Origin of the sequence: Brevibacterium sp. CS2 (assembly GCF_005280295.1) — a bacterium.
Taxonomy (GTDB): domain Bacteria; phylum Actinomycetota; class Actinomycetes; order Actinomycetales; family Brevibacteriaceae; genus Brevibacterium; species Brevibacterium pityocampae.
On sequence record NZ_CP040020.1, the window covers coordinates 1,114,716 to 1,137,487 of the forward strand.

The 22,772-nt window shown below is 70.6% G+C and carries 23 protein-coding genes; 12 read left to right on the plus strand and 11 right to left on the minus strand.

Going from position 1 to position 22,772, the window contains the following annotated elements; all coding sequences use genetic code 11:
- Positions 1 to 113: 113 nt before the first annotated feature.
- From FDF13_RS04875 to FDF13_RS04885, 3 genes are read right to left on the minus strand one after another with little or no spacing between them, the layout of a single operon-like run.
- On the minus strand, positions 114 to 1,262 hold the full coding sequence (locus FDF13_RS04875) for an acyl-CoA dehydrogenase family protein (RefSeq protein WP_137318681.1): 1,149 nt from the start codon (positions 1,260 to 1,262) through the stop codon (positions 114 to 116).
- Positions 1,263 to 1,317: 55 nt separating this feature from the next.
- On the minus strand, positions 1,318 to 3,021 hold the full coding sequence (locus tag FDF13_RS04880) for a FumA C-terminus/TtdB family hydratase beta subunit (protein ID WP_137318682.1): 1,704 nt from the start codon (positions 3,019 to 3,021) through the stop codon (positions 1,318 to 1,320).
- Entirely contained in the window at positions 3,021 to 4,208 is a 1,188-nt protein-coding gene (locus FDF13_RS04885; protein WP_137318683.1) for a CaiB/BaiF CoA-transferase family protein, read from the minus strand. Before FDF13_RS04885 ends, FDF13_RS04880 begins: the two co-directional genes overlap by 1 nt.
- Positions 4,209 to 4,476: 268 nt before the next feature.
- Between FDF13_RS04885 and FDF13_RS04890 the strand changes: the two genes are divergently transcribed.
- Entirely contained in the window at positions 4,477 to 5,169 is a 693-nt protein-coding gene (locus FDF13_RS04890) for a GntR family transcriptional regulator (protein WP_137318684.1), read from the plus strand.
- A gap of 119 nt (positions 5,170 to 5,288) precedes the next feature.
- Here FDF13_RS04890 and FDF13_RS04895 read toward each other — a convergent pair whose 3' ends face one another.
- Positions 5,289 to 6,380, minus strand: a complete 1,092-nt coding sequence (locus FDF13_RS04895; protein ID WP_175406863.1) for an alcohol dehydrogenase catalytic domain-containing protein — start codon at positions 6,378 to 6,380, stop codon at positions 5,289 to 5,291.
- 272 nt (positions 6,381 to 6,652) lie between these two features.
- On the opposite strand from FDF13_RS04895, the gene FDF13_RS04900 reads away from it, so the two are divergent.
- The 4 genes from FDF13_RS04900 to FDF13_RS04915 are packed head-to-tail and all read left to right on the plus strand — an operon-like array spanning position 6,653 to position 9,654.
- Positions 6,653 to 7,471 carry a crotonase/enoyl-CoA hydratase family protein gene (locus tag FDF13_RS04900; protein WP_254668914.1) on the plus strand — a complete coding sequence of 273 codons (819 nt, stop codon included), beginning with the start codon at positions 6,653 to 6,655 and terminating at the stop codon, positions 7,469 to 7,471.
- Positions 7,471 to 8,340, plus strand: a complete 870-nt coding sequence (locus FDF13_RS04905; RefSeq protein ID WP_137318686.1) for an SDR family oxidoreductase — start codon at positions 7,471 to 7,473, stop codon at positions 8,338 to 8,340. Before FDF13_RS04900 ends, FDF13_RS04905 begins: the two co-directional genes overlap by 1 nt.
- 52 nt (positions 8,341 to 8,392) lie before the next feature.
- Positions 8,393 to 8,929 (plus strand): RNA polymerase sigma factor, encoded by a 537-nt coding sequence (locus tag FDF13_RS04910; RefSeq protein ID WP_137320371.1) that lies wholly within the window; start codon positions 8,393 to 8,395, stop codon positions 8,927 to 8,929.
- A complete protein-coding gene (locus FDF13_RS04915) occupies positions 8,926 to 9,654 on the plus strand; it encodes a methylated-DNA--[protein]-cysteine S-methyltransferase (RefSeq protein ID WP_137318687.1) in 729 nt (242 codons plus the stop codon). Before FDF13_RS04910 ends, FDF13_RS04915 begins: the two co-directional genes overlap by 4 nt.
- Positions 9,655 to 9,748: 94 nt before the next feature.
- On the opposite strand, the gene FDF13_RS04920 is transcribed toward FDF13_RS04915, so the two are convergent.
- The 4 genes from FDF13_RS04920 to FDF13_RS04930 form a co-directional block, all read right to left on the minus strand.
- Positions 9,749 to 10,819: an AMP-binding protein gene (locus FDF13_RS04920; RefSeq protein ID WP_175406864.1), complete on the minus strand. Its 1,071-nt coding sequence runs from the start codon at positions 10,817 to 10,819 to the stop codon at positions 9,749 to 9,751.
- Between the two features lie 49 nt (positions 10,820 to 10,868).
- Entirely contained in the window at positions 10,869 to 11,027 is a 159-nt protein-coding gene (locus FDF13_RS14680) for a hypothetical protein (RefSeq protein WP_175406865.1), read from the minus strand.
- Between the two features lie 178 nt (positions 11,028 to 11,205).
- The gene (locus tag FDF13_RS04925; protein ID WP_137318689.1) at positions 11,206 to 11,910 is read right to left on the minus strand and encodes an NUDIX hydrolase; all 705 of its coding nucleotides are present in this window, start codon (positions 11,908 to 11,910) and stop codon (positions 11,206 to 11,208) included.
- Between the two features lie 223 nt (positions 11,911 to 12,133).
- Complete coding sequence (locus FDF13_RS04930; protein ID WP_137318690.1) at positions 12,134 to 13,072, minus strand: CoA ester lyase; 939 nt, start codon at positions 13,070 to 13,072, stop codon at positions 12,134 to 12,136.
- 174 nt (positions 13,073 to 13,246) lie between these two features.
- On the opposite strand from FDF13_RS04930, the gene FDF13_RS04935 reads away from it, so the two are divergent.
- From FDF13_RS04935 to cls, 5 genes are all read left to right on the plus strand, one after another.
- Positions 13,247 to 13,705: a MaoC family dehydratase gene (locus tag FDF13_RS04935; RefSeq protein ID WP_265809287.1), complete on the plus strand. Its 459-nt coding sequence runs from the start codon at positions 13,247 to 13,249 to the stop codon at positions 13,703 to 13,705.
- 133 nt (positions 13,706 to 13,838) lie between these two features.
- A complete protein-coding gene (locus tag FDF13_RS04940; protein ID WP_137318692.1) occupies positions 13,839 to 14,996 on the plus strand; it encodes an acyl-CoA dehydrogenase family protein in 1,158 nt (385 codons plus the stop codon).
- A gap of 2 nt (positions 14,997 to 14,998) precedes the next feature.
- Positions 14,999 to 15,763, plus strand: a complete 765-nt coding sequence (locus FDF13_RS04945; protein WP_137318693.1) for an enoyl-CoA hydratase-related protein — start codon at positions 14,999 to 15,001, stop codon at positions 15,761 to 15,763.
- A 141-nt stretch (positions 15,764 to 15,904) separates the two neighbouring features.
- Positions 15,905 to 16,648 (plus strand): 3-oxoacyl-ACP reductase FabG, encoded by a 744-nt coding sequence (fabG, locus tag FDF13_RS04950; protein WP_137318694.1) that lies wholly within the window; start codon positions 15,905 to 15,907, stop codon positions 16,646 to 16,648.
- A 222-nt stretch (positions 16,649 to 16,870) separates the two neighbouring features.
- A complete protein-coding gene (gene cls, locus FDF13_RS04955) occupies positions 16,871 to 18,358 on the plus strand; it encodes a cardiolipin synthase (protein ID WP_137318695.1) in 1,488 nt (495 codons plus the stop codon).
- A 140-nt stretch (positions 18,359 to 18,498) separates the two neighbouring features.
- Here the strand turns inward: cls and FDF13_RS04960 are convergent, their stop codons facing one another.
- Complete coding sequence (locus FDF13_RS04960; RefSeq protein WP_137318696.1) at positions 18,499 to 19,140, minus strand: hypothetical protein; 642 nt, start codon at positions 19,138 to 19,140, stop codon at positions 18,499 to 18,501.
- A gap of 104 nt (positions 19,141 to 19,244) precedes the next feature.
- Positions 19,245 to 20,381 (minus strand): YihY/virulence factor BrkB family protein, encoded by a 1,137-nt coding sequence (locus FDF13_RS04965; protein WP_137318697.1) that lies wholly within the window; start codon positions 20,379 to 20,381, stop codon positions 19,245 to 19,247.
- A gap of 113 nt (positions 20,382 to 20,494) precedes the next feature.
- On the opposite strand from FDF13_RS04965, the gene FDF13_RS15160 reads away from it, so the two are divergent.
- A complete protein-coding gene (locus FDF13_RS15160; protein ID WP_254668915.1) occupies positions 20,495 to 20,836 on the plus strand; it encodes a sugar phosphate nucleotidyltransferase in 342 nt (113 codons plus the stop codon).
- Entirely contained in the window at positions 20,833 to 21,657 is an 825-nt protein-coding gene (locus tag FDF13_RS04970; RefSeq protein ID WP_254668916.1) for a sugar phosphate nucleotidyltransferase, read from the plus strand. The genes FDF13_RS15160 and FDF13_RS04970 overlap by 4 nt, the downstream gene beginning before the upstream one ends.
- A 160-nt stretch (positions 21,658 to 21,817) precedes the next feature.
- Here FDF13_RS04970 and FDF13_RS04975 read toward each other — a convergent pair whose 3' ends face one another.
- On the minus strand, positions 21,818 to 22,768 hold the full coding sequence (locus FDF13_RS04975; protein WP_137318698.1) for an electron transfer flavoprotein subunit alpha/FixB family protein: 951 nt from the start codon (positions 22,766 to 22,768) through the stop codon (positions 21,818 to 21,820).
- Positions 22,769 to 22,772 lie beyond the last annotated feature (4 nt).

Genomic DNA, 22,772 nt, shown 5'->3' on the forward strand with positions numbered 1-22,772 from the left:
GCGCGGGGTCGGCGCCGGCTGCGGGCCCGCCCGGCGCCTGGTTGAGACAGCAATATCCTGCGGATCCGTTCTCAGGAACCACAGGATATTGCTGTCTGGCAGGGGCGGGGGTGTCAGATCTTGTTGCGGTTGACGAGCTGCTTGGCGATGACGCCGAGCTGGATCTCGTTCGTGCCCTCGCCGACGATCATGAGCGGGGCGTCGCGGTAGTAGCGCTCGACCTCGTACTCCGTCGAGTAGCCGTAGCCGCCGTGCACGCGGATCGCGTCGAGCGCGACCTCGGCGGCCATCTCCGAGGCGAAGTACTTCGCCATCCCGGCCTCCATGTCCACGCGCTCACCGGAGTCGTAGGTGCGGGCGGCGTGGAGGACGAGCTGGCGGGCGGCCTCGAGCTTCGTCGCCATCGTCGCCAGGTGGTTGCCCACCGACTGGTGCTTCCAGATCGGCTTGCCCATCGACTCGCGCTCCTGCGCGTACTTCACCGCGTCGTCGAGCGCGGCCTGGGCCACGCCGAGCGAGCGGGAGGCCACCTGGATACGGCCGATCTCCAGGCCCTTCATCATCTGCTTGAAGCCCACGCCCTCGGTGCTGCCGAGCAGCTGGGACTGCGGCAGGCGCAGCCCGTCGAAGGAGATCTCGCAGCTCTCCACACCCTTGTAGCCGAGCTTGGGGAGATCCTGCGAGATGCTGAAGCCCTCGCCCTTCTCCACGAGGATGATCGAGATGCCCCGGTGACGGGGCTCGGCCTCCGGGTCGGTCTTGCACAGCAGCGCGAGGAGGTCGGACTTCCGCGCGTTGGTGATCCAGGTCTTGGTGCCGTTGATGACGTAGTCGTCGCCGTCCTTCTTCGCCACGGTGCGCATGGCCTGGAGGTCGGAGCCGCCGCCGGGCTCGGTGAGCGCCATGGTCGCGCGGATCTCACCGGTGGCCATGCGCGGCAGGTACTTCTCCTTCTGCTCGTCCGTACCGAACTCGAGGATGAGCTTGGAGACGACGGTGTGGCCGCCCATCGCGCCGGCGAGCGACATCCAGCCGCGTGCGAGCTCCTGGGTGATGTGGACGTAGGCCGCGGTGGAGACCTTGCCGAAGCCCCACGGCTCGGGGATCGCGAGCCCGAAGATTCCCATCGCCTTCATCTGCTCGATCCACTGGGTCGGGTACTCGTTGGCGTGCTCGACCTCGTTGACGGTGGGCCGGACGTCGCGGTCGATGAAGTCCGCGACGGTCGTGATCATCATCGTCTCTTCGCTGCTGATGGTCATGGGAGCTCCTTACGGCGGTGGGGTTCGGTATTCGGTCTGGGCGGCGGTGCAGAGGTCAGATCAGGGTGCCGTCCTGAGCCGCGGTGCGGGTGCGGCCGAGCGACAGGCCGGCGTCGCGGGTGCGGGCGAAGAAGTCGCTGCCCTTGTCGTCGACGACGACGAAGGCGGGGAAGTCCTCGACTCGGATGCGCCACACGGCCTCCATCCCGAGGTCGGCCATGTCGAGCACCTCGACCTCGGTGATGCATTCCGCGGCGAGCCGGGCGGCCGGGCCGCCGACGGATCCCAGGTAGAACCCGCCGTGCTCGCGGCAGGCCTCGGTGACCTCGGCGGAGCGGTTGCCCTTGGCGAGCATGACGAGCGAGGCGCCGGCTGCCTGGAAATCGCGCACATAGGCGTCCATCCGGCTCGCGGTGGTGGGGCCGAAGGAGCCGCTCGGCATGCCCTCGGGCGTTTTCGCCGGGCCCGCGTAGTACACGGGGTGCTCGCGGAAGTAGGCGGGCAGCTCCTGGCCGGCCTCGAGCATCGCGCGGAGCCGGGCGTGGGCGATGTCGCGGGCGACGATCATCGTGCCGGTGAGCGACAGGCGGTCGCCGACTGCGCGGGCGGAGAGATCGGCGCGGATCGCGTCCATCGGCCGGTCGATGTCGATCGGGGTGACCTCTCCGGACTCGATCTCCTCCACGGTGCCGGCGGCCGGCAGGAAGCGGGCAGGGTCGTGCTCGAGCTCCTCGATGAATACCCCGTCGGCGTCGATCCGGGCGACGAGCTGGCGGTCGGCCGAGCAGCTCACCGCGATCGCCACCGGCAGGGAGCCGTTGTGGCGCGGCAGCCGCACGACGCGGACGTCGTGGCAGAAGTGCTTGCCGCCGAACTGCGCGCCGAAGCCGAGCGTCTGCGTGAGCCGGAGGACCCTGTCCTCGAAGGCGCGGTCGCGGATGCCGTGGCCGGTCGCGGCATCGCCGGTCTCCGGCAGGGTGTCGAGGGCGTGGGCGCTGGCGAGCTTCGCGGTCTTGAGCGCGGCCTCCGCAGTCGTCCCGCCGATGACGATCGCGAGGTGGTACGGCGGGCAGGCCGCGGTGCCGAGCGAGGAGATCTTCTCCGCGAGGAAGTCGAGCAGACGCTGCTCGTCGAGGATCGCCTTCGTCTCCTGGTAGAGGAAGGACTTGTTCGCGCTGCCGCCGCCCTTGGCCATGAACAGGAGCTCGTAGCCGCCGTGCGCGTCGAGCCCGATGTCGATCTGCGCCGGCAGGTTGGTGCCGGTGTTCGTCTCCTCGAACAGGGAGAGCGGAGCGAGCTGCGAGTAGCGGAGGTTGAGGTCGCGGAAGGCGGCGTGCACCCCGCGGCTCAGGTGCTCGGCATCCGCACCGTCGGTGAGGACCTCCGCACCGCGCTTGGCGGTGATGATCGCGGTGCCGGTGTCCTGGCACATCGGCAGCACCCGGCCGGCGGACACGACGGCGTTCTTGAGCAGGTCGAGGGCCACATAGCGGTCGTTGTCGCTCGACTCCGGGTCGTCGAGGATGCGGCGCAGGCTCGCCAGGTGGTCGGTCCGCAGGAAGTGCGCGATCTCGGTGAAGGCGGTGCGGGCGAGCTCGGAGAACACCTGGGGGGCGATGGTGAGGAATGTGCGCTCGGTGCCGGCCACCTCGGCGCGGGCGATGCCCACCCCGTCGATGTCCAGCCGCCGCATGGGCACCTCGGCGGGCCCGGTCGGCAGGATCTCCGAGTACCGGAAGGAGGCGGTCGGGGTGCTCATCAGACCGTGCCCTCGGCGTGGAGGGCGGCGATCTGCTCGGGCGTCCGGCCGATCCCGGCGAGGATCGTGTCGCTGTGCTCGCCGACGGCGGGGATCGGGTCCATCCGGTATTCGACGCCGGACATCGTCACCGGCGGCAGCACCGCCTCGATCGGTCCTGCCGGGGTGTCGATGGAGGTCCAGCGGCCGCGGTCGACGAGCTGGGGGTGCGCGGCGACCTCGGACATGTCGCGCTGCCGGGCGTGGGCGACCTGCGCTTCGAGGAGGAGCTTCTCGCACTCGTCCCCGGTGTACCCGGCGAACACCTCGTCGATCACGGCCTCGAGCTCCTCGCGATGGGCGAAGCGCTGGGCGGCGCGGTCGAAGCGCGGATCGAGTGCGATCTCGGGGCGGCCGAGCACGGTCTCGCAGAACCGCTGCCATTCGCGCTCGTTCTGGATCGCGAGCACGACCTGGGCGCCGTCGCCGCACGCGAACGTGCCGTAGGGGGCGATCGCCGCGTGCGAGGTGCCCGCCCTCACCGGCCGCGAGCCGCCGTAGCGGGTGAAGTAGAGCGGGAAGCCCATCCACTCGACGAGCGAGTCGAACAGGCTGACCTCGAGCGCGGCGCCCTCACCGGTGCGCTCGCGGGTGTAGAGCGCGGTGAGGATGCCGGAGTAGGCATACATGCCGGCGGAGATGTCGGCGGTGGAGATACCTGTCTTCGCCGGGAACTCCTCCGTCCCGGTGACGGACACGAGGCCGGCCTCGGACTGCACGAGCGCGTCGTAGGCCTTGGCGGTGCGGTAAGGGCCGTCGGAGCCGTAGCCGGACACGGAGACGTGGATGAGGCGCGGGTTGAGCTCGCGCAGGCGCTCGGCTCCGAGGCCCAGGCGCTCGGCGGCACCGGGGGCGAGGTTCTGGACGAACACGTCGGCCTCGCGGGCGAGGTCGTCCATGATCCCGGCGGCCTCCGGGGCCTTGAGATCGAGGCCGAGGCTCTCCTTCGACCGGTTGAGCCACACGAAGTGGCTCGACTGGCCGTGCACCGTGGTGTCGTAGCCGCGGGCGAAGTCTCCGACGCCGGGCCGCTCGATCTTGATGACGCGGGCGCCGAGGTCGGCGAGCTGGCGGGTGGCGAACGGGGCGGCGACGGCCTGTTCGCAGCTGACGACGGTGATGCCTGCGAGCGGGAGAGCGGTGCTCATCGTGCCTCCACGGCGGTGTGACGGACGGAAGTGATGGGGCGCGGGCCCGGAGGCGGGCGTCCCGACGCGGGCGCAGGATGCGGAATCCGGATGAAAACATGATCGCACAGATCATGCATGATTCCAACAGTCCGGCTCCGACAGTATCGGAATCGGGTGACTGTGCGGTAGATTGGGAGGACTGCATGCCGCGACGGGAGTCGATGATGTCATCTGCCGCGGATCATCCATTCTTCACATCATCCAGACCCACAGCGGAGGACCCACGATGGGCGCAGCGCCGACCACGACCCGGGGCGCCACGAAGCGCGACCTCATCGTCGCCGGGCTGCGCCGGCGGATCCTCGCCGGTGAGCTCGAGCGCGGCGCGCGCCTGCGCCAGGACGAGGTGGCCGCCTGGTTCGAGTCCTCGATCACCCCGGTGCGCGAGGCGCTGCGGGCGCTCGAGGCCGAAGGGCTGGTGACCTCGGAGGCGCACCGCGGTGTGCGCGTCGCCGGTGTGCGGATGGAGAACCTCAAGGCGCTCTACATCACTCGGCGCCTCACCGAGGCCTATGCCATGGAGCGCGCCACCCCGCGGATCTCGAGGCACGAGCTGCGCACGGCCGAGCGCCTCCTCGACGAGCTCGACGAGGCCTCCGCCGCCGGCGACGCCGCGGCCCGGAACGCGAAGAACATGGAGTTCCACTTCTTCTTCTACGACCGCTGCGGGCTGCCCGGGCTGCGCGACGACATCGAGGCGCGCTGGCACGCCTTCCCCTGGGATCTCACGCTCGACAGCGCCGAGCGGCTCAGTGACGTCAAGGGCGAGCACCTCGCGATCGTCGAGGCGGTGCGGGCCGTGGATCCGGCCGCCGCCGCGCGCACGGTGAGCGAGCACATCGCGCACGGGTTCCTCAGCCTCGCCGCGCAGGTGTCCGGCGGGCCCGTCGAGGATCCCTTCGACATCGACGTCGATTGACCCCCAGTACTCAATTTTCGAAGGTTCCTGATGCGTTAGAAGCTTGACACCACCAGAACGAAACCTTCGAAGATTGCGATCCTGTGCATCTGCGGGAGGCGCGGGCTGCAGCCCCGGTCTCAGAGGCTCGGGTCGATGACGATCCCGGCGCGGGTCACCGACCGGGACTCCGCCGCCTCGAGCGCGGAGCCGATGTCGTCGAAGGCGAAGTCCTTGTCGACGAGGTGCCCCCAGTCGAGCTCCGGGGTGTCCGCGATGAACCGCACGGCACGCCCCAGGGTCGCCCCGGGGTAGCGGATCGCCGCGCGGATCTGCGCGCCGGAGCGGGTGAACAGACCGGGGTCGAACTCGGTGAAGCGGTTCGGGCTGATGTTGCCGATCGACACCATGATGCCGCCGGCGCGGGTGGAGCGGACCGCCTCGGTGAACCCGTCCGGCACCCCGGTGAGGTCGATGACGACGTCGGCGGAGCCCGCGGTGGCCTCCCGGATGAGCTCAACCCGGCCGGCGGAGTCCTCGGCCTGCGACAGGTCGATGCCGTGGTGCGCCCCGAACTCGAGCGCCTTGTCGAGCCGGGCCGGTGCCATCTCTGCGACGAACACCTCGGCCCCCATCCGGCTCGCCACCGCCGAGGCGCACACGCCGAGCCCGCCCGCGCCGAGCACGACGACCTTCTGGCCGAGCGACACCTCGCCGAGCTCGCACCCGAAGTACACCTGCGACAGCGCGCAGTTCGCGGACGACACCGCGGTGGAGGTCACGGAGTCGGGGACCTTGAACACCGCCTGGTTCGGGCCGATCGCGCAGAAGGTGCCGAAGGTGCCGTTGAAGTGCGGAGCCTCCGCCGCCGGGGTGCCCCACAGGGTGTAGGCGTTGCGGCAGATGTGCGGAGTGCCGTTGTTGCACTCGGGGCAGCGTCGGCAGGCCTGGAAGTACGTGGCGACGATCCGGTCGCCGACGGCCAGGGGTGCGCCGGTGAAGTCCGAGTCCACCCCGTCGCCGAGCGCCTCGACGACGCCGACGCCCTCGTGCCCGAGCACGCAGCCGGGCCGGACGAGTGGATGGTGCCCCTTGAGGATGTGGATCTCCGAGCCGCAGACGTTCGCGCGCACCATCCGCATGAGGATGCCGCCGGGCGGGGGCGCGACGGCCTCGAACTCCTGGTAGTCGATGCGGCCGGGCTCGGCGAGGACGACGGTGGTGCCGCGCATGGTCTCTCCTTCGAAACGATGGATGCGTATGGGGACATTGTCGCGCACCGGGGGAGCGGGTGGGGAGAGTTGCCGGCTGGTGCGGCGCGCACCCCACCTCTTAACGAGCGTTCGGTTTCGGTTTAGAGTAGGAGGAGCCGCCGGCCCCGCCCGGAGCGATCCGATCCACCCGGCCCGATCCGATCCGATCCGTCCGACGATCCTGCCGGCCTGATCACGCCCGATCAGGCCGCCCGCGCGGCGCCGCACCCGCACCATCACTGCGAAGGAGCATGATGACCGACACCGCCTCCCATGGCACGGTGACCCTGACGATCGAGGACCGCCTCGCCCGCGTCGAGCTCAACCGCCCCGACACGCTCAACTCCCTCACCCGCGAGGTCTTCGAGGACCTCGTCGAGATCGGCACGCGACTGCGGGGCGACGATTCCGTCGCCGCGGTCGTGCTCACCGGCACCGGGCGCGCGTTCTGCGCCGGCCTCGACCTCGGCGAGTTCGGCATGATGAAGTCGGGGGAGAAGAACCCCGCGGTGGCCCTCGGAGAGCGGCTGGGCTCGGCCCGTGCGATCGCGCAGCAGGCTGTGCACATCTGGCAGCTGCTCGAGGTGCCCGTCATCACCGGCGTCCAGGGCGTCGCATTCGGCGGAGGCCTGCAGATCGCGATGGGCGCCGACGTGCGGATCATGGCACCCGACACCAAGCTGTCGATGATGGAGATCAACTGGGGCCTCGCCCCGGACATGTGCGGCACCCAGCTGCTGCCGCGGCTCGTCGGCCCCTCCCGGGCGAAGCTGCTGATCTTCACCGGCGAGGTCTTCTCCGGCGCCCGGGCCGGGGAGATCGGGCTCGCCGACGAGGTCGTCGACGACCCGGTCGAGCGCGCGCTCGAGGTGGGCCGCGCCATCGCCGACAAGTCCCGCACCGCGCTGGTGAGGTCGAAGATGCTCATCGACCTCGCCGCCACCGCGGACCTCGCCGAGGGATTCGATGCGGAGCAGGAGGTCATCGCCGAGCTCATGGGCGGGCCCGAGCAGATCGAGGCCGTCGACAAGCGACTCGCCGCTCTCGCCGCACGCAAGGGAGCGCAGTGATGACCGGCCGGCAGGGGACCGCGCCGCACGGCGCCGAGTCCGCCCATGACCCGATCGGGCACCTGTCCTCCGATCTCCTCGCCGGGCAGGTCGCCTTCATCACCGGCGGCGGATCCGGCATCAACCTCGGCATCGCCAAGGCCTTCGCCCGATGCGGTGCCGCGGTCGCGATCTGCGGCCGGACCGAGGAGAAGCTCGCCGCCGCCGCCGAGGAGCTCGCCGCGCTCGGTGCAAAGGTCGCCTACCGGGCCGCGGACGTGCGCGACATGGACGCCCTCCAGGCGTCCATGGACCATGCCGCCGCCGAACTCGGCGACATCAGCATCGCGGTCGCCGGGGCCGCCGGGAACTTCTTCGCGAAGGCGGAGGAGATGAGCTCCAACGCCTTCCGCACCGTCGTCGACATCGACCTCATGGGCGCCTACCACACGGCCCGCTGCGCGTTCCCGTACCTCCAGCGCACCCGCGGCTCGATCCTCTTCATCTCCGCCTCACAGGCCTTCAAGGCCACCCGCTACCAGGCGCACGTCGGGGCGGCGAAGGCTGGCATCGAGATGCTCATGAAGGATCTCGCGGTGGAATGGGGCCGGCACGGGATCCGCTCCAACTCCCTGGTCCCCGGGCCGGTGTCCGGCACCGAGGGGATGTCGCGGCTGGCCGGACCGACCGGTGACGACATGTGGAGGAAGGCGGTGCCGCTGGGCCGCTACGCGGAGAAGGAGGAGATCGGGGCGATGGCCGCGGTGCTCTCCGGCCCGCTCGGCGCCTACGTCACCGGCGCGCAGTTCCTCGTCGACGGCGGGCTCTCCCAGGTGGGCTCCGGGGAGATCTCCGACGCGGTGGGCCGCGCGCTGTTCGGCGAGGAGTGAGAAACTTCCCCATCGACCTCACGTTCCGGGCCTCCCGAACGTCTGCAGGATGATGAAGAAGCCACCGTTCGACGAGCTCGTCCGCACGCACTCGGTGCGGATCCTGCGGTTCTGCCGGTCCATGCACGCGCAGCCGGCGGACGCCGAGGACGCCTATTCCGAGGCGTTCCTCGCCGCGCTGCGCGGATACGCATCCCTGCCCGAGGACGCCAACCTCGAGGCCTGGCTCATCACCATCGCACGCCATGCCTGCATCGACGTGCACCGGCGCAACGCGCGGCGGGCGATCCCCGTCGAGCAGCTGCCGGAGCCGGTGGGCACCGGGCCGGGCAACACCTGGTCGGGCGGCTTCTCGCTCGGCGGCCGGCCGGAGAACCCCGGCCAGGGGAGCGAGGGCGAGATCGACGTGTTCGCTCTGCTGTGGCGGCTCACCGACCGGCAGCGGGAGGCGGTCGCCTACCACCACGTGTGGGGGCTGCCCTACGCCGAGGTCGCTGCCCAGGTCGGCGGCACACCGGCGGCCGCCCGCCGGGCGGCGGCGGACGGGATCGCGGCACTGCGGCGGATGATCGAGGAGGAGAGACCATGACCCGCGCACCACTCATGACGCGCACCGTGCCCACGACCCCGGGACCACCCGAGGGATTCGCATCGGCCGGGCTCGACTCGCAGCCGGGTCCCGGAACAGGGGGCGCCGTGCCGGAGGACCGGCTCTCCGGACCCGCGTCGGCGCTCGAGGAATCGATGGTGGCTGCCCTCAACGCCGAGGTCCTCGCCCGCGGTGACGCCACCGAGCTCGTCGATGCCGCCTACACCCTGATGCCCTCGCCCATGGGCGAACTCGTCGTCGTCGTCACCGACCGCGGCCTGCTCCGGATCGGCTTCGACACCGAGGAGCTCTCCGCCGTTCTCACCGAGGTCGCCGAGGCGGTCGGACCCGTGGTCGTCGAGGACAGCGGGATGACCCGGACGGTGGTGGCGGAGCTCGGGGAGTACTTCGCGGGGGAGCGGAGGTCCTTCGACATCGCCCTCGACCTCCGACTCACCCGGGGCTTCCGGGCCGAGGTCCAGCAGGCGCTCGCCGACATCCCCTTCGGGAGCACGATGAGCTATGCGGAGATGGCTGCGCATCTGGGGAACCCGAAGGCGGTGCGGGCCGTCGGCACGGCGTGCGCGAAGAACCCGATCCCGCTCATCCTTCCGTGCCACCGGATCGTCCGCAGCGACGGCAGCTTCGGGAACTACCGCGGCGGCCACGACCGGAAGCAGTGGGTGCTCGACTTCGAGGCGGGATCCCTGCCGCTGACCGGCTGACCGGCTGGCCCCGTGACCGGGCGGCCTGCCGCTGACCTGGCGGCCGGATCCCCGCCTCGCTCGTGACCGGGGCTCCGGCGCGAGCCGGCCCGGCTCAGAGACCGGCGGGAACGGCGACGGCGGCGTCGGGCGCGGCGAGGGCCCATGTCGTGCCGACTGCGGGGTCCGACGCGACGGGTCCGATGCGCACGCCGGTGCGCGCTGCGAGGCGATCGAGATCCTCACCGACGGACCCGTCGCCGAGCACTTCGCGGGCCCGGTCCGCGGTCAGGCACGTGTGAGTCACCGCGTGGGTGCGCACTTGCTCGAGCCAGGCTTCGGGAGCGAAGCGAGCGGCGAGCACCACGGTGGCGCCTGCGGTGATCACGGCGGTGAGCTCGCGCGCCTGAGCGGCGAGGGTGTGGAGATCGCCGGTGATGAGCCAGCGGTGGTCCTGGCCGAGCCCGGCGGCGGCCGCTGCCTCGTGCGCTTCGCTGAGGCCGTCGGCATGGGTGAGGAGGTGCGCCCCTGCTGCGGTCGGGTCGTGAGCCGATTCAGCGCCGACGACGATGCTCAGCGCACCGGCCGGGAGTGCTCGGATCGGTCCGGACTCGGGCAGGGAGCCGGCGGCCGCGGCGGTGGGACCGCAGGGCCGGGGGCGCTCGGCTGCCCGGGAGCCCGCAACGGGGTGGGACGGGGGTCCGGATCGACCCGCGCTGTCGCGGCGTCGGACGGCGCCGAAGACGGGCCCGGGGGTGAAGAGCGGGGAGCCCGCCAGGGTGTCGGGCTCGTCCTCGGACACCTCGATGACGGGGAACTCCGGGGTCGCGGAGCGGCTGACCGCGTTGCGGTAGGTCCAGCGACGGCGGAGGCCGACAACCCCGAGCACGGGGTGGGTGCCGGAGAGCTCCCGGAGCAGGGCGGGCACCTCGGCCTCGGGATCGCTCGCCACGGCGACGGCGCCGAGCGAGGCGCAGGCGAGCCAGCTCATGATGAAGGCCGGCGAGCTCTCGAGATTGAGGTGGACTGCAGTGCCCGGTGCGACGCCGAGCGCCCGGAAGCGCTGCGCGGTGAGCCCGACGAGCTGGGCGAACTGGCGGTACGACCACGTGTTCGAGTCACCGGTGCCGGTGATGAAGGTGAGGAACGGAGCGGTGCCGCGGCAGGCGACCGCCTGGGACCACACCGCGCCGAGGTCCGCCGCGGGGCCGGCGGAGCCGCTCGGTGCGAAGGATTCAGGTGCGGAGGAACCGGGCGCAGGCGGCGCGGGACGCGCGGGTGTCGTAGGGGTCGTCGGCGGGGCCGACGAGGTGGAGGTCGTGGAATCGGAGAAGTGAGCCTGGGGCGAAGAATGCACCTGCGACCCTTTCGCGCTGGTGTGATGTGGATCTCATCGAGGGTATCAGCGCAGGTTGTGCGCTCCGTGGCCTGTGGCTCGGACGGCGCTGAGATTTCACCGTCCGTCCGCTGTGCGGCCACGTGGGCGCACAGCGGACGGACGACGGGTGAGGGTCGGTGCTCCTGGGGTGGGGCCCCGCCGGGTGGGGCTGGGCTGTATCCCGATCGCGCGCGTCAGCCGTGCTTTCCGGGCATCGCCGGCCGCACCGGCTCGATGTCGCGCTCGGCGGCCATGAGTGCCTCGACGCTGCCGAAGGAGTGCACCTCGTTGAGGAGGACGAGGGTCGGACGCATGAGCTTGAGCCGCTCGGCGGCCTCCTCGGCGAGGATGTGCTCGACGTTCATCCACTCGGAGTTCGTCGCCTCCGTGGTCTGGTGCCGCAGATCGCCGATCTCGTCGCCGCGCGCCACGTAGAAGTACGTGTCGAAGCGGCGGGTGCGCCCGGGAGGGGTGATCCAGTTGGCCCAGGGCTTGAGTGCGGTGGTCGCGATCGTGGCCCCGGCCTCCTCGCCGACCTCGCGCTGCGCGGTCGCGATGAGCGCCTTCGCGAACTCCGGCTCGGCGCCGAGCTCGGTCTTCGCCCAGGCGCGGACGTGAGCGTCGAGCACCTCTCCGGGCACCTCGAGCGCGGCCGCCATCTCGTGATCCTGCGGATCCACCCGACCGCCGGGATAGACGAGCACGCCGGCGGCGAAGTCCATGGTCGTCACCCGGTGCTGGACGAAGACCTCGAGGCCGTCCGCGGTATCGCGGGCCACGATGACGCTCACTGCGGGCTTGATCGGCGTCTCGACCCCGGGCGGGGCGAGATTGCTCTTGAGAGATGTGCCCACGCGGTCGGAGCGATCATGTCCTTCGTCGTGCAGGTCGCGCACCATTCATCCACCTTCGGCTCAGCCGGCTCCGCCGCTCGGGCTGCTCCGCTGCAGGTGCGGGCCGGACGTGTCTTCTCCGTACTGTATCGGCGCCGTGATCCAGGTCACGCGCGGGTCCGGCATCCGGGCAGTCAGTACTGACCGGAAGGGCTGCGGCGGACGGTTCGGTGCCCCGGCGCGGCGCTCCGGCCCAGTGCCCGGCTCAACACCCGGTTCGGCGCCCGGTTCAGCGTCCGGCGCGGGCGACGATGCGCTGGGCGCGCTTGAGCACCGGCGCATCGACCATCGCGCCGTCGACGTTGACCGCGGCCCCGCCGGCGGCCTCGGCGGCGTCGACCACACGGCGGGCCCAGGTGACGTCCTCGGCGGAATCGCCGAACTCGGCGTCGATCGCGGCGAGCTGACGGGGGTGGATCGCGAGCTTCCCGGCGAAGCCGAGGGCCCGCCCGCGCTGCGCAGAGGCCTCGGTCGCCCCGTCCGTGGAGAAGTCCGCGCACGGGCCGTCGATCGGCCCGGGCATGCCGAACGCGCGGGCGGCCATGACGACCCGGGAGCGCGCATGGAGCAGCTCGGTCTCCTCGGGTCCGACGATCGCGTCGAGCTCGAGACCGAGGTCGTAGTTGCCGAACGCGAACCGGTGCACCGAATGGGCCCGGGCCAGGGATTCGGCGGCGACGATGCCGCGCGGGGTCTCGAGCAGGCCGATGAAGTACGGCGCGGCCACGCCGTGCTGGGTGAAGCGCTGGCGGATCTCGTGGACGGGGTCCTCGGACTCGCACTTGGGGATCATCACCCCGAACGGGCACTGCGCGTAGTGTCCCGAGCGTTCGGCGGCGACGGTGCTCAAGCGGGACGCGACCGCCGCCAGGGTGCTGACGTCGGGGGCGAACCATTCGGTGTCGGCGGAGTTGATCCGCACCACGACCGCGGTGTCCGAGCCGGCGCCGGTCCACTCGCCCTCCGACAGCCAGGCGGCGACGGAATCCCGCGCGGTCGCCTTGTCCTCGGGGGCGACCGCGTCCTCGAGGTCGATGATGACCGCGTGTGCGCCGGAGGCGAGCGCCTTGGCGAAGCGGTCCGGTCGCGTGGCGGGCACGAAGAGCAGGGTCTGGGCGACATCGAGGCTGCGCGGGGCTGCAGCGTCCGACCGGGCGGTGTCCGCCATGGGATGTCCTTCGAAGAAGTCCGGGGCAGTACTACCGAAGTTCACTCTAGCGGGTTAGACTGTTGCAGAAAACACAAAAAGTCCGGCGCGATTGATGCAGTTTGAGGTAAGAATCACCGAGGGCCGCACGCACCCGGACACCCCTCCACACCGCACAGAAGGAGACGCGCAATGGTGCGAGAATTCCAGGGAATCGCAGAGCTCGAGAAGCACCTCGGGCAGGAGCTCGGCACGAGCGACTGGGTCACCGTCGACCAGGAGCGGATCAACACCTTCGCCGATGCCACAGGCGACCACCAGTGGATCCACATCGACGAGGAGCGCGCCAAGGCCGGGCCGTTCGGCGGCACGATCGCCCACGGCTTCCTCACCCTCTCCCTGCTGCCGCTGCTCGGCGCCGAGGTGATGAACGTGACCGGCATGAAGATGAAGATCAACTACGGCCTCAACAAGGTCCGCTTCCCCAAGCCCGTGCCGGCCGGTGCCAAGGTGCGCGACGTCGTCACCCTCAAGGAGATCGTCCGCAAGAGCTCGGGCATCCAGGTCGTCATGGACCACGTCATCGAGATCGAGGGCTCGGACCGCCCGGCCTGCATCGCCGAGGCCGTCACCCTCATGGTCGAGGACGACTGAGCTCCTCCCGCCGTCCCGTCGGCGCCGTTCGGCCCAGCCTTCGGCGCCGACGGCCCTGCGCCATCGACATCCCGGCAGACCGCCGGAACCCCGCCCGGCATCACCTGCCGCCGTCACCGAGAGAAAGCAGATCATGGACGATTCCGATCTCAAGCACATCCTGTCCACCGTCCGCGAGTTCGTCCGCGAGCAGGTGATCCCCCGTGAACTCGAGATCGAGGACACGGACGAGATCCCCAAGGAGATCCGTGTCGCGGCCGCGGAGATGGGCCTGTTCGGCTGGGCGATCCCGGAGGAGTTCGGCGGCCTCGGCCTCAACGCCTACCAGGACGCGAAGCTCTCCTTCGAGCTCGGCTACACCACCCCGTCCTTCCGCTCGCTGTTCGGCACGAACAACGGCATCGCCGGCCAGGTGCTCGTCAACTACGGCACCGACGAGCAGAAGCAGGAGTGGCTGCCGCGGATCGCCTCGGGCGAGGTCGTCGCCTCCTTCGCGCTCACCGAGCCCGACGCCGGCTCCGACCCGTCCGGCCTGACCACCAAGGCGGTCAAGGACGGTGACGACTACGTCATCAACGGTGCCAAGCGCTTCATCACCAACGCCGCGCTGTCCGACGTCCTCATGGTCTTCGCCCGCACCAACCCGGAGGCCAAGGGCAGCAAGGGCATCTCCGTGTTCCTCGTGCCCACCGATTCCCCCGGCGTCACCGTCGGCCCGCACGACAAGAAGATGGGCCAGGCCGGCGCCTGGACCTCGGAGATCTTCTTCGACGACGTCCGCGTGCCCTCGAAGTACCTCATCGGCGGCGAGGAGGAGGTCGGCTTCAAGGCGGCCATGGCCTCGCTCAACAAGGGTCGTCTCCACATCGCCGCGATGTGCGTCGGCCAGGCCACCCGCATCCTCGACGATTCGGTCGAGCACGCGAAGGTCGCCAAGCAGGGCGGCACCGCGATCGGTGAGTTCCAGCTCGTGCAGGCGCTCCTCGCAGAGTCCTACGCGGAGCTCTCCGCCGCGCGTGAGATGGTGCTCGCCGCCGCCCGCCGCTGGGACGAGGGCACCGACAAGAAGCTCGGCCCGAGCTCCTGCAAGCTCTTCGCCTCCGAGATGCTCGGCCGCGTCGCCGACCGCGGCGTCCAGGTGTTCGGCGGGATGGGCTACATGCGCGAGACCTCGGTCGAGCGATTCTACCGCCACGCCCGCCTGTTCCGGATCTACGAGGGCACCTCCGAGATCCAGAAGCTCGTCATCGCCCGCCAGATGCTCAAGGGCGCCCACCTCGAGGGCCGCTGAGCATGAGCCTCATCCGCACGGAGCTCGCCGCCGGGATCCTCACGATCACGCTCGACGAGCCGGCCCGCCGCAACCCGCTGAGCGCGGACATGCGCGCGGAGATCTCCGCCGTGCTGTTCCCGCTGCCGGCGGAGGTGCGGGCGGTCGTCTTCACCGGTGCCGACTCCGTGTTCTCCGCCGGCGGCGACCTCGCCTCGATGCCGCCGGAGAGCCCCGAGGCCAGTGACGAGCGGATGGTGGCCGTGGCCGACTTCATCCGCCTCGTCGCCGGCCTGCCGGTCGTCACCGTCGCCGCGGTGGAGAAGGCCGCGGCCGGTGCCTCGGTCGGCCTCGCCTGCGCCTGCGACGTCATCGTCGCCGGGCGCAGCGCACAGTTCCTCCTGCCGTTCACGCGCCTGGGGATCGTGCCCGACGGCGGGCTCCTCGCCCTGCTGCCGGCGCGCGTCGGCCTGGCCCGGGCGCGGCGCCTGATGATCGCCGGGGACCCGGTCCGGGCCGAGGACGGCGCCGCCTACGGGCTCGTCGACCACCTCGTCGAGGACGGCGCCGCGCTGAGCACCGCCGCCGAGGTGGCCGCCCGCCTGGCTGCCCGGGCGCCGGGCTCCGTGCGGGCGATCAAGCAGGCGCTGTCCGTCGGCGCGCCGAGCCTCGAGGAGGCCTTCGCGGCCGAGGCGGCGGGGCAGCGTGCGCTGTTCTTCACCGCCGACTTCCGCGAGGGCAAGGCGGCGTTCTTCGACAAACGCTCCCCGGAGTTCACCGGGGAGTGAGCCCGCCGGGCCCGGCGGGTCGCGACCGCAGCGGTCGGCGCGCCGCCCGCACGGGTCCGTGCACCGCTGGCCGCACCGGTTCCCGTCACCCCGTCCACCGCATCATCATCACGTCCGCACCACCGATCGAAGGAGTACATCATGGGTCTGCTCGAAGGCCGCACCGCCGTCATCACCGGCGCCGCTCAGGGGCTGGGCTACGCCATCGCGGAGACGCTCGTCGCCGAGGGCGCCAACGCCGTCCTCGGAGACCTCAACGACGAGGCCGTCGTCGCGGCCGCTGAGAAGCTCGGCGTGGGCGACCGCGCCGTCGGCCTGGCCTGCAACGTCGTCGACCTCGGCCAGGTGGAGGCGCTGTGCGCGCTCGCGCAGGAGAAGTTCGGCGCCGTCGACGTCATGGTCAACAACGCCGGCATCACCCGCGACGCGACCATGCGCAAGATGACCGAGGAGCAGTTCGACCAGGTCATCGCCGTGCACCTGCGCGGCACCTGGAACGGGCTCAAGACCGCCTCGGGCATCATGCGCGACCAGGAGAAGGGCGGCTCGATCATCAACGTGTCCTCGATCTCCGGCAAGGTCGGCATGCTCGGCCAGACGAACTACTCCGCGGCCAAGGCCGGCATCGTCGGCATGACGAAGGCCGCCGCCAAGGAGGTCGGTTTCAAGAACGTGCGCGTCAACGCCATCCAGCCCGGCTTCATCAACACCGCGATGACCGCCGCGATGCGCCAGGACGTCATCGACGCGAAGCTCGCCGAGATCCCGATGGGCCGCGCCGGCGAGCCGAGCGAGGTCGCCTCGGTCGTGCTGTTCCTCGCCTCGGACATGTCCTCCTACATGTCGGGCACCGTGCTCGAGATCGCCGGCGGCCGCCACATCTGATCGGTTCGGCCGCGGTTCCGGCCGCAGCCTGCGCCGCACGCACCGTCGACCTGCCGTCGCTGCTCGATCCCGCCCCGGACCTCGAGCACGACCGGCAGGTCGACGGTGTTCCGGCGGACGTGGACGGCCGGGCCGCGGCCCCCGGCGGGGACGTAGGATGAGGGCACACCGGCACCGGCTCGGCCGAGCCGCGGTGCCGCACCTGCGAGAGACGAACGGCCTGTGGAATCCTTCATCATCTTCCCCTTCGACGCGCGGTGGCCCACCTGGGTCCTCGTGACGCTCATCGCGATCGATGCCGTGATCCGGATCGTCGCGCTCGGCTGGGTGCCCTATCGCCGCAAGCCCTCGGTGGCGCTCGGCTGGCTGCTCGCGATCTTCCTCATCCCCTACGTGGGCATCATCGCGTTCCTCCTGTTCGGCTCCGCGAAGCTGCCGCCCAGCCGCCGCGCCCAGCAGCGTGAGGTCAACGAGCTCATCCGCAGCCGCACCGACGACGAGGCGATCCTCGGCCGCGAGGACCACCTGAGCGAGCCGCTCGTCACCTCCGCGCAGCTCAACTACCGGCTCGGGGCGCTGCCGATGACCCACGGCAACGACTTCACCCTCGAGCCCGACAACCACCAGTGCATGCTCGACATGGCCGCCGAGGTGGACAGGGCCACCGACTACGTCCACTTCGAGTTCTACATCGTCGCCATCGACGAGGCGACCCGCCCGCTGCTCGACGCGCTGCTCGCCGCCCATGCCCGCGGCGTCAGGGTCCGGATCCTCATCGACCACATCGGCTCGCTCGGCTACCCCGGATACGCGGAGCTCGTGAAGATGCTCGACGCCTCCGGGGTGAGCTGGCGCCGGTGCCTGCCGATCCGTCCGTGGAAGCTCGAGTACCAGCGGCCCGATCTGCGCAACCACCGCAAGATCCTCGTCGTCGACGGCACCGTGGCCTACACCGGCTCGCAGAACGTCATCCACCGCACGTACAACAAGCGCGCGAACCTCAGGAAGGGCTTCGAGTGGAAGGATCTGTCGGTGCGGTGCACCGGCCCGGTCGTCGCGGAGCTCAATGCGGTGTTCGCCTCCGACTGGTACTCCGAGACCGGCGTCATGCTCACCGATGAGTTCGACTCCGAGGTCGAATCGCCGGACGACGGCGGGATCATGGCCCAGGTGGTGCCGAGCGGCCCCGGGTTCGAGCTCGAGAACAACCTCCGGCTCTTCAATCACCTGATCTACAACGCCAACCACACCGTCGTCGTGTGCTCGCCCTACTTCGTCCCGGACGAGTCGCTCATGCATGCGCTCGTCACCGAGGCGCTCTCAGGGGTGGACGTGCGGCTCTACGTGGGGGCGACGAGCGACCACGCGATCGCGCAGAAGGCCCAGGAGTCCTACTACGACGAGCTCGTCGACGCCGGGGTGCGGATCTTCCAGTACCACGCCCCCACGGTGCTCCACTCGAAGTTCCTCCTCATCGACGACGAGGTCACTCTCATCGGCTCCTCGAACATGGACGAGCGGTCCTTCGCGATGAACATGGAGGTCACCCTGTTCATCGTCGATGAGGAGTTCACCGACCGGATGTACGGCCTCGAGGTCGACGACTATCGTGCCAACTCCGTGGAGCTCGACGTGGAGGCCTGGCGGCAGCGCTCGCTCGGCCGGAAGTACCTCGAGAGCCTGTGCCGGCTCACGAGCTCCCTGCTCTAGCGCCGCCGGCCTGCCGAGAACGCACGAGGCCCCGCACACCTTCCGGTGCACGGGGCTTCGTGCTGCTCGCCGAGCAGTGCGCAACGCGCTGGGCGCCCAGCGGGCTCAGAGCGCTGCGCAGCGCCCGATGCGCGGGTCTCTCAGCTCGAGGCGCCGGTGGTCGGCCCCTCGGCCTCGAGCGGGGTCGAGGGATCCGAGATCGAGTCGTCGAGGATGACGGCGTCGGACGAGGTGCCCGCGGCCTTGCCGGAGGCGCTCGCCCTGCCGGCGCCGGACGTGCCGGTGGCCTTCGACGAGGGCTCGGTGACGGATCCGCCCGCGCTGGTCTTCGATCCGGCCTCCACGCCGGTGTCCTGCTGCGCCTGCGAGGTCGGATCCGCGACGCTGCCGGAAGCCGGCGTGGCGGCAGCGGCGGCCTTCGCCTCGGCGTCCTTCTTCGCGTCGAGGTCGTCTGCGCCGGCAGCGGCGCTCTTCTCCGCCTTCTTCTGCTCGCGGTTGGTCTTGACGTCGTCGACCTTGCCCTGCACCGCACCGACGGCGGATCCGGCGGCGGACTGCACCTTGCCGGCCACCTCGGGAGCCTTCTCCTTGACGCGGTCGGCGACGATCGGCGCCTGCTCCTTGACGGTGTCGGTCGCCTTGGTCACCGAGTCCTGGACGCGGGGGTCCTGCCACCACTCCTCGACCTGGGCCTTGAGCTTCTCGTAGCTCTGGCGGCCGGCACGCGAACCGAGCACGAACCCGACTCCGACGCCGGCGAGAAGAATGAGTCGCTTCTTCATGGTCCCTCCCTGGGGTCAGCGCCCTGAACGGCGCATGGATATCACGGCAAGCATCCTTGCTCCGCGCGATCGTGCGCGAGAGCGCCTGCCGGTTCGGTGCCAGTCTATACCGGCAGGGAGTTCTCGTCCCCGTCGGTGGCTCCGCGGGATTCCCGGAGTTCTCGACCCTGGCGCTGGAAGCGGGCCTGCACCTGCGCGTCGTCGATGATCTTCTTCGTCGACCGCGGTGGGAGCTGGATGGTGTCCTCGGCGAGGATCCCGGCCTGGAGCTGGCGGGTGCGCTCGATCTCCGAGTCGAACTCCGCGCCGAACAGCAGCGCCATGTTCGTCAGCCACAGCCAGAACAGGAAGATCAGCACTCCGGCGAATGCCCCGTAGGTCGAATCGAAGCCGCTGAACACGACGGCGTAGAGGTAGAGGCCGGCGGTGAGGATCGCCCAGGCGAGCAGCGCGACGAGCGCGCCGATCGTCGAGAGCACGAACTTGGCGCGGCGGACGTTGCTCGTGCCGGCGTAGAGCAGGGTGATGAGGAGGAGGGTGAGGACGAGTGCGAGCGGGAAGCGGACCCAGGCCCAGACGGTGGTGAGGGTGTCGTCGAACCCGAACGGCTCGAGGAGCGCAGTGGAGCCCAGCAGGCACAGGAGGATCGCGACGACGAGCCCGATCGCGACGATCGTCACGAGGTAGGTCTGGAGGAAGCGGAGCCAGCTCGAGCGTCCCTCGGCCATCCCGTAGACGTCGTTGATCGCGGCACCGAAAGCGCGCACGAACTTGCTCGCCGACCACAGCGAGGCGAGGATGCCGATGCCGAACGCCGCACCGCCGCCGGGGGATTCGGCGAGGCTGAGCAGCGGCTGCTCGAGCTGCTGGACGCTGCCCTCGCCGGACACCTGGGACAGCCAGTCCATCACTGCTGACACCGTCTGCGGGCCCTGGCCGAACACGTTGAGGATCGACAGCACCGCGACGATCGCCGGGAGCAGCGCGAGCATGAAGTAGAAGGACAGCGTGGCGGCGGTGTTGTGCCGCCGGTTGTGCTTGTACTGATGGATGGTGCGGGCCCACGCGTACTTCCACGAGGTCTTCGTCAGCCGGTGCGGCGAGGCCTCGGCGGTGCTGCCGGTGTGCCGGCGGTCGGACTCGGCATGCTGATGCCCGGACGCGCTCCGGCCCGGGTTCGGGCCGCCGGCGGCGTCCTGGCGGGTGTCCTGGCGCGGGTCCTGCTTCGACTGGGTGCTCACAGGGAAAGTCTAGGCGACTTCACGGGATCGGAGAGCCGGTGCGCGCCGGTTCCGCGCTCTAGGATGGGACGGGTTCCGACAAGGCATGTTCCTCATGAAGGGTGGTCCCTCCCGTGCGCATCCCCCGCATCCTCGCACTCGTCCTCGCCGGCGGCAGGGGCAGCCGGCTCGAGAGTCTGACGCAGGACCAGCCCAAGCCCACCCTGCCGATCGGCGGCACGTACACGCTCATCGACATCGCGCTGAGCAATCTCGCGCACTCCCACATCCGCGACGTCTGGATGGTCGAGCAGTTCCAGCCGCACAAGCTCAACCTCTACATCGACAACGGGCGGCCGTGGGACCTCGACCGCACGCACGGCGGGCTCGTCGTCACCCCGCCGTTCGAGGGCGGGGAGGGGAGGGGTTCGCGCAGGGCAATGCGGACTCCCTGGCCCGCCAGCTCGACGCGATGAGGGAGTTCGCACCCGAGCACGTGCTCGTCCTCAGCGCCGACCACCTCTACAACCTCAACTTCCTCGACGTCTACGACACCCACCTGCAGCACGGGGCGGACCTCACCATGGTCACCACCCATCAGGACGGCGACGCCTCGCGCTACGGGGTGGTCGAGATCGGGCCGGAGCGCCGGATCGCGAGCTTCGAGTACAAGCCGGAGGGCGCCCGCGACACCTACGTCACGACGGAGATCTTCCTCTACCGGGCCGAGGCGCTGTTCGAGGCGCTCGAGGAGCTGCTCGAGGAGAACGGGCAGCTCTCCGACTACGGCGACGAGCTCATCCCGCACTTCCTCGCCGAGCGCACCGTGGTGTCCCACGACCTCGGCGGGTACTGGATGGACCTCGGCACGCTCCAGTCGTACTGGACGACGAACCTCCAGCTCATCGATGGCGAGGCGATCGACCTCCACCGCCCCGACTGGCCGCTGTTGTCCGCACAGCCCCAGCGGCTGCCGGCGTTCCTCGGCCAGTCGGCGCAGGCGCGCCGGGCGTTCATCAGCGCCGGGGCCGAGGTGCACGGCGGCGTGGAGCACTCCGTCGTCGGCATCGACTGCCGGATCGAGGCCGGAGCCGAGGTGCGCGACTCGGTCCTCCTCGACGGCGCCGTGGTCGAATCCGGGGTGCGGCTGCGCAACTGCATCGTCGCGCCCGGCGCGCGCATCGCTGCGGGTCCCGACCGCGGCGGCGAGGGCGTGCTCACCCTCATCGGCCACGACGGCACGATCGACAAGCGCGTCCCCCTCGACGACTCCGCCCCGCTCCCGACGCTGAGCTGACGGGGCCCGGCGCCGGGCTCGGCGCCGGGCCGATGCGGGTCCGACGCCATGGCGATCCGGCCGGGTGCCGAGACAGCGAAATCCCGCGGTTCCGTTCTCAGGAACCGCGGGATATCGCGTTCTGGATGAGCCTCAGGGGTCAGGGCTCAGCCGGGGTGGTTCACTTGCGGGCGTTGACCGCCTCGGTCGCCTGCGGGAGGACCTGGAACAGGTCGCCCACGACGCCGTAGTCGGCGAGCTCGAAGATCGGCGCCTCGTCGTCCTTGTTGATGGCGACGATGTTCTTCGAGGTCTGCATGCCGGCGCGGTGCTGGATCGCACCGGAGATGCCGGCCGCCACGTAGAGCTGCGGCGACACGGTCTTTCCGGTCTGCCCGACCTGGTTGGCGTGCGGGTACCAGCCGGCATCCACCGCGGCGCGGGACGCACCCACAGCGGCGCCGAGCGCATCGGCGAGCGCCTCGACCGGAGCGAAGTCGCCGGCGGTGCCGCGGCCGCCGGAGACCACGATCGCGGCCTCGTTGAGCTGCGGGCGACCGGACTGCGGCTTCTCCTCGACGGAGACGACGCGGGCGGTCTTCGCGGCATCGCTCGGGGCGAAGTCGACGGTCTCGACCGCACCGGCACCGGCGGCGGCCTCCGGGGAGACCGAGTTCGGTTTGACGGCGACGATCGGGGTGCCCTTGGTGACACGTCCGGAGACGGTGTAGGAACCGGCGAACACCGACTGCGTGGCGACGAAGCCCTCGGCGATGTCGCTGGCATCGGTGATGATGCCGGAACCGGTGCGGACGGCCGCGCGGGCGGCGATCTCCCGGCCGTCGGCGGTGGCGGGCACGAGCACGCCGGCGGGCTGCCGGGTCTCGATGAGGTTCGCCAGGAGCTCGGCCTGCGGAGCCACGAGGAACTCCGAGTAGGCCGGATCCGAGGCGACGAGCACCTTCTCGGCGCCGTACTCGCCGAGGGTCGAGGCGGCCGCCTCGCCCTGGGCGGCGTCGCCGACGAACACGGCGGTGGGCTCGCCCAGGCGCTTGGCGAAGGTGAGCATCTCCAGGGTGGACTTGCGGACGTCGCCGTCCACGTGGTCTACGAGAACAAGAACTTCAGACATGGTG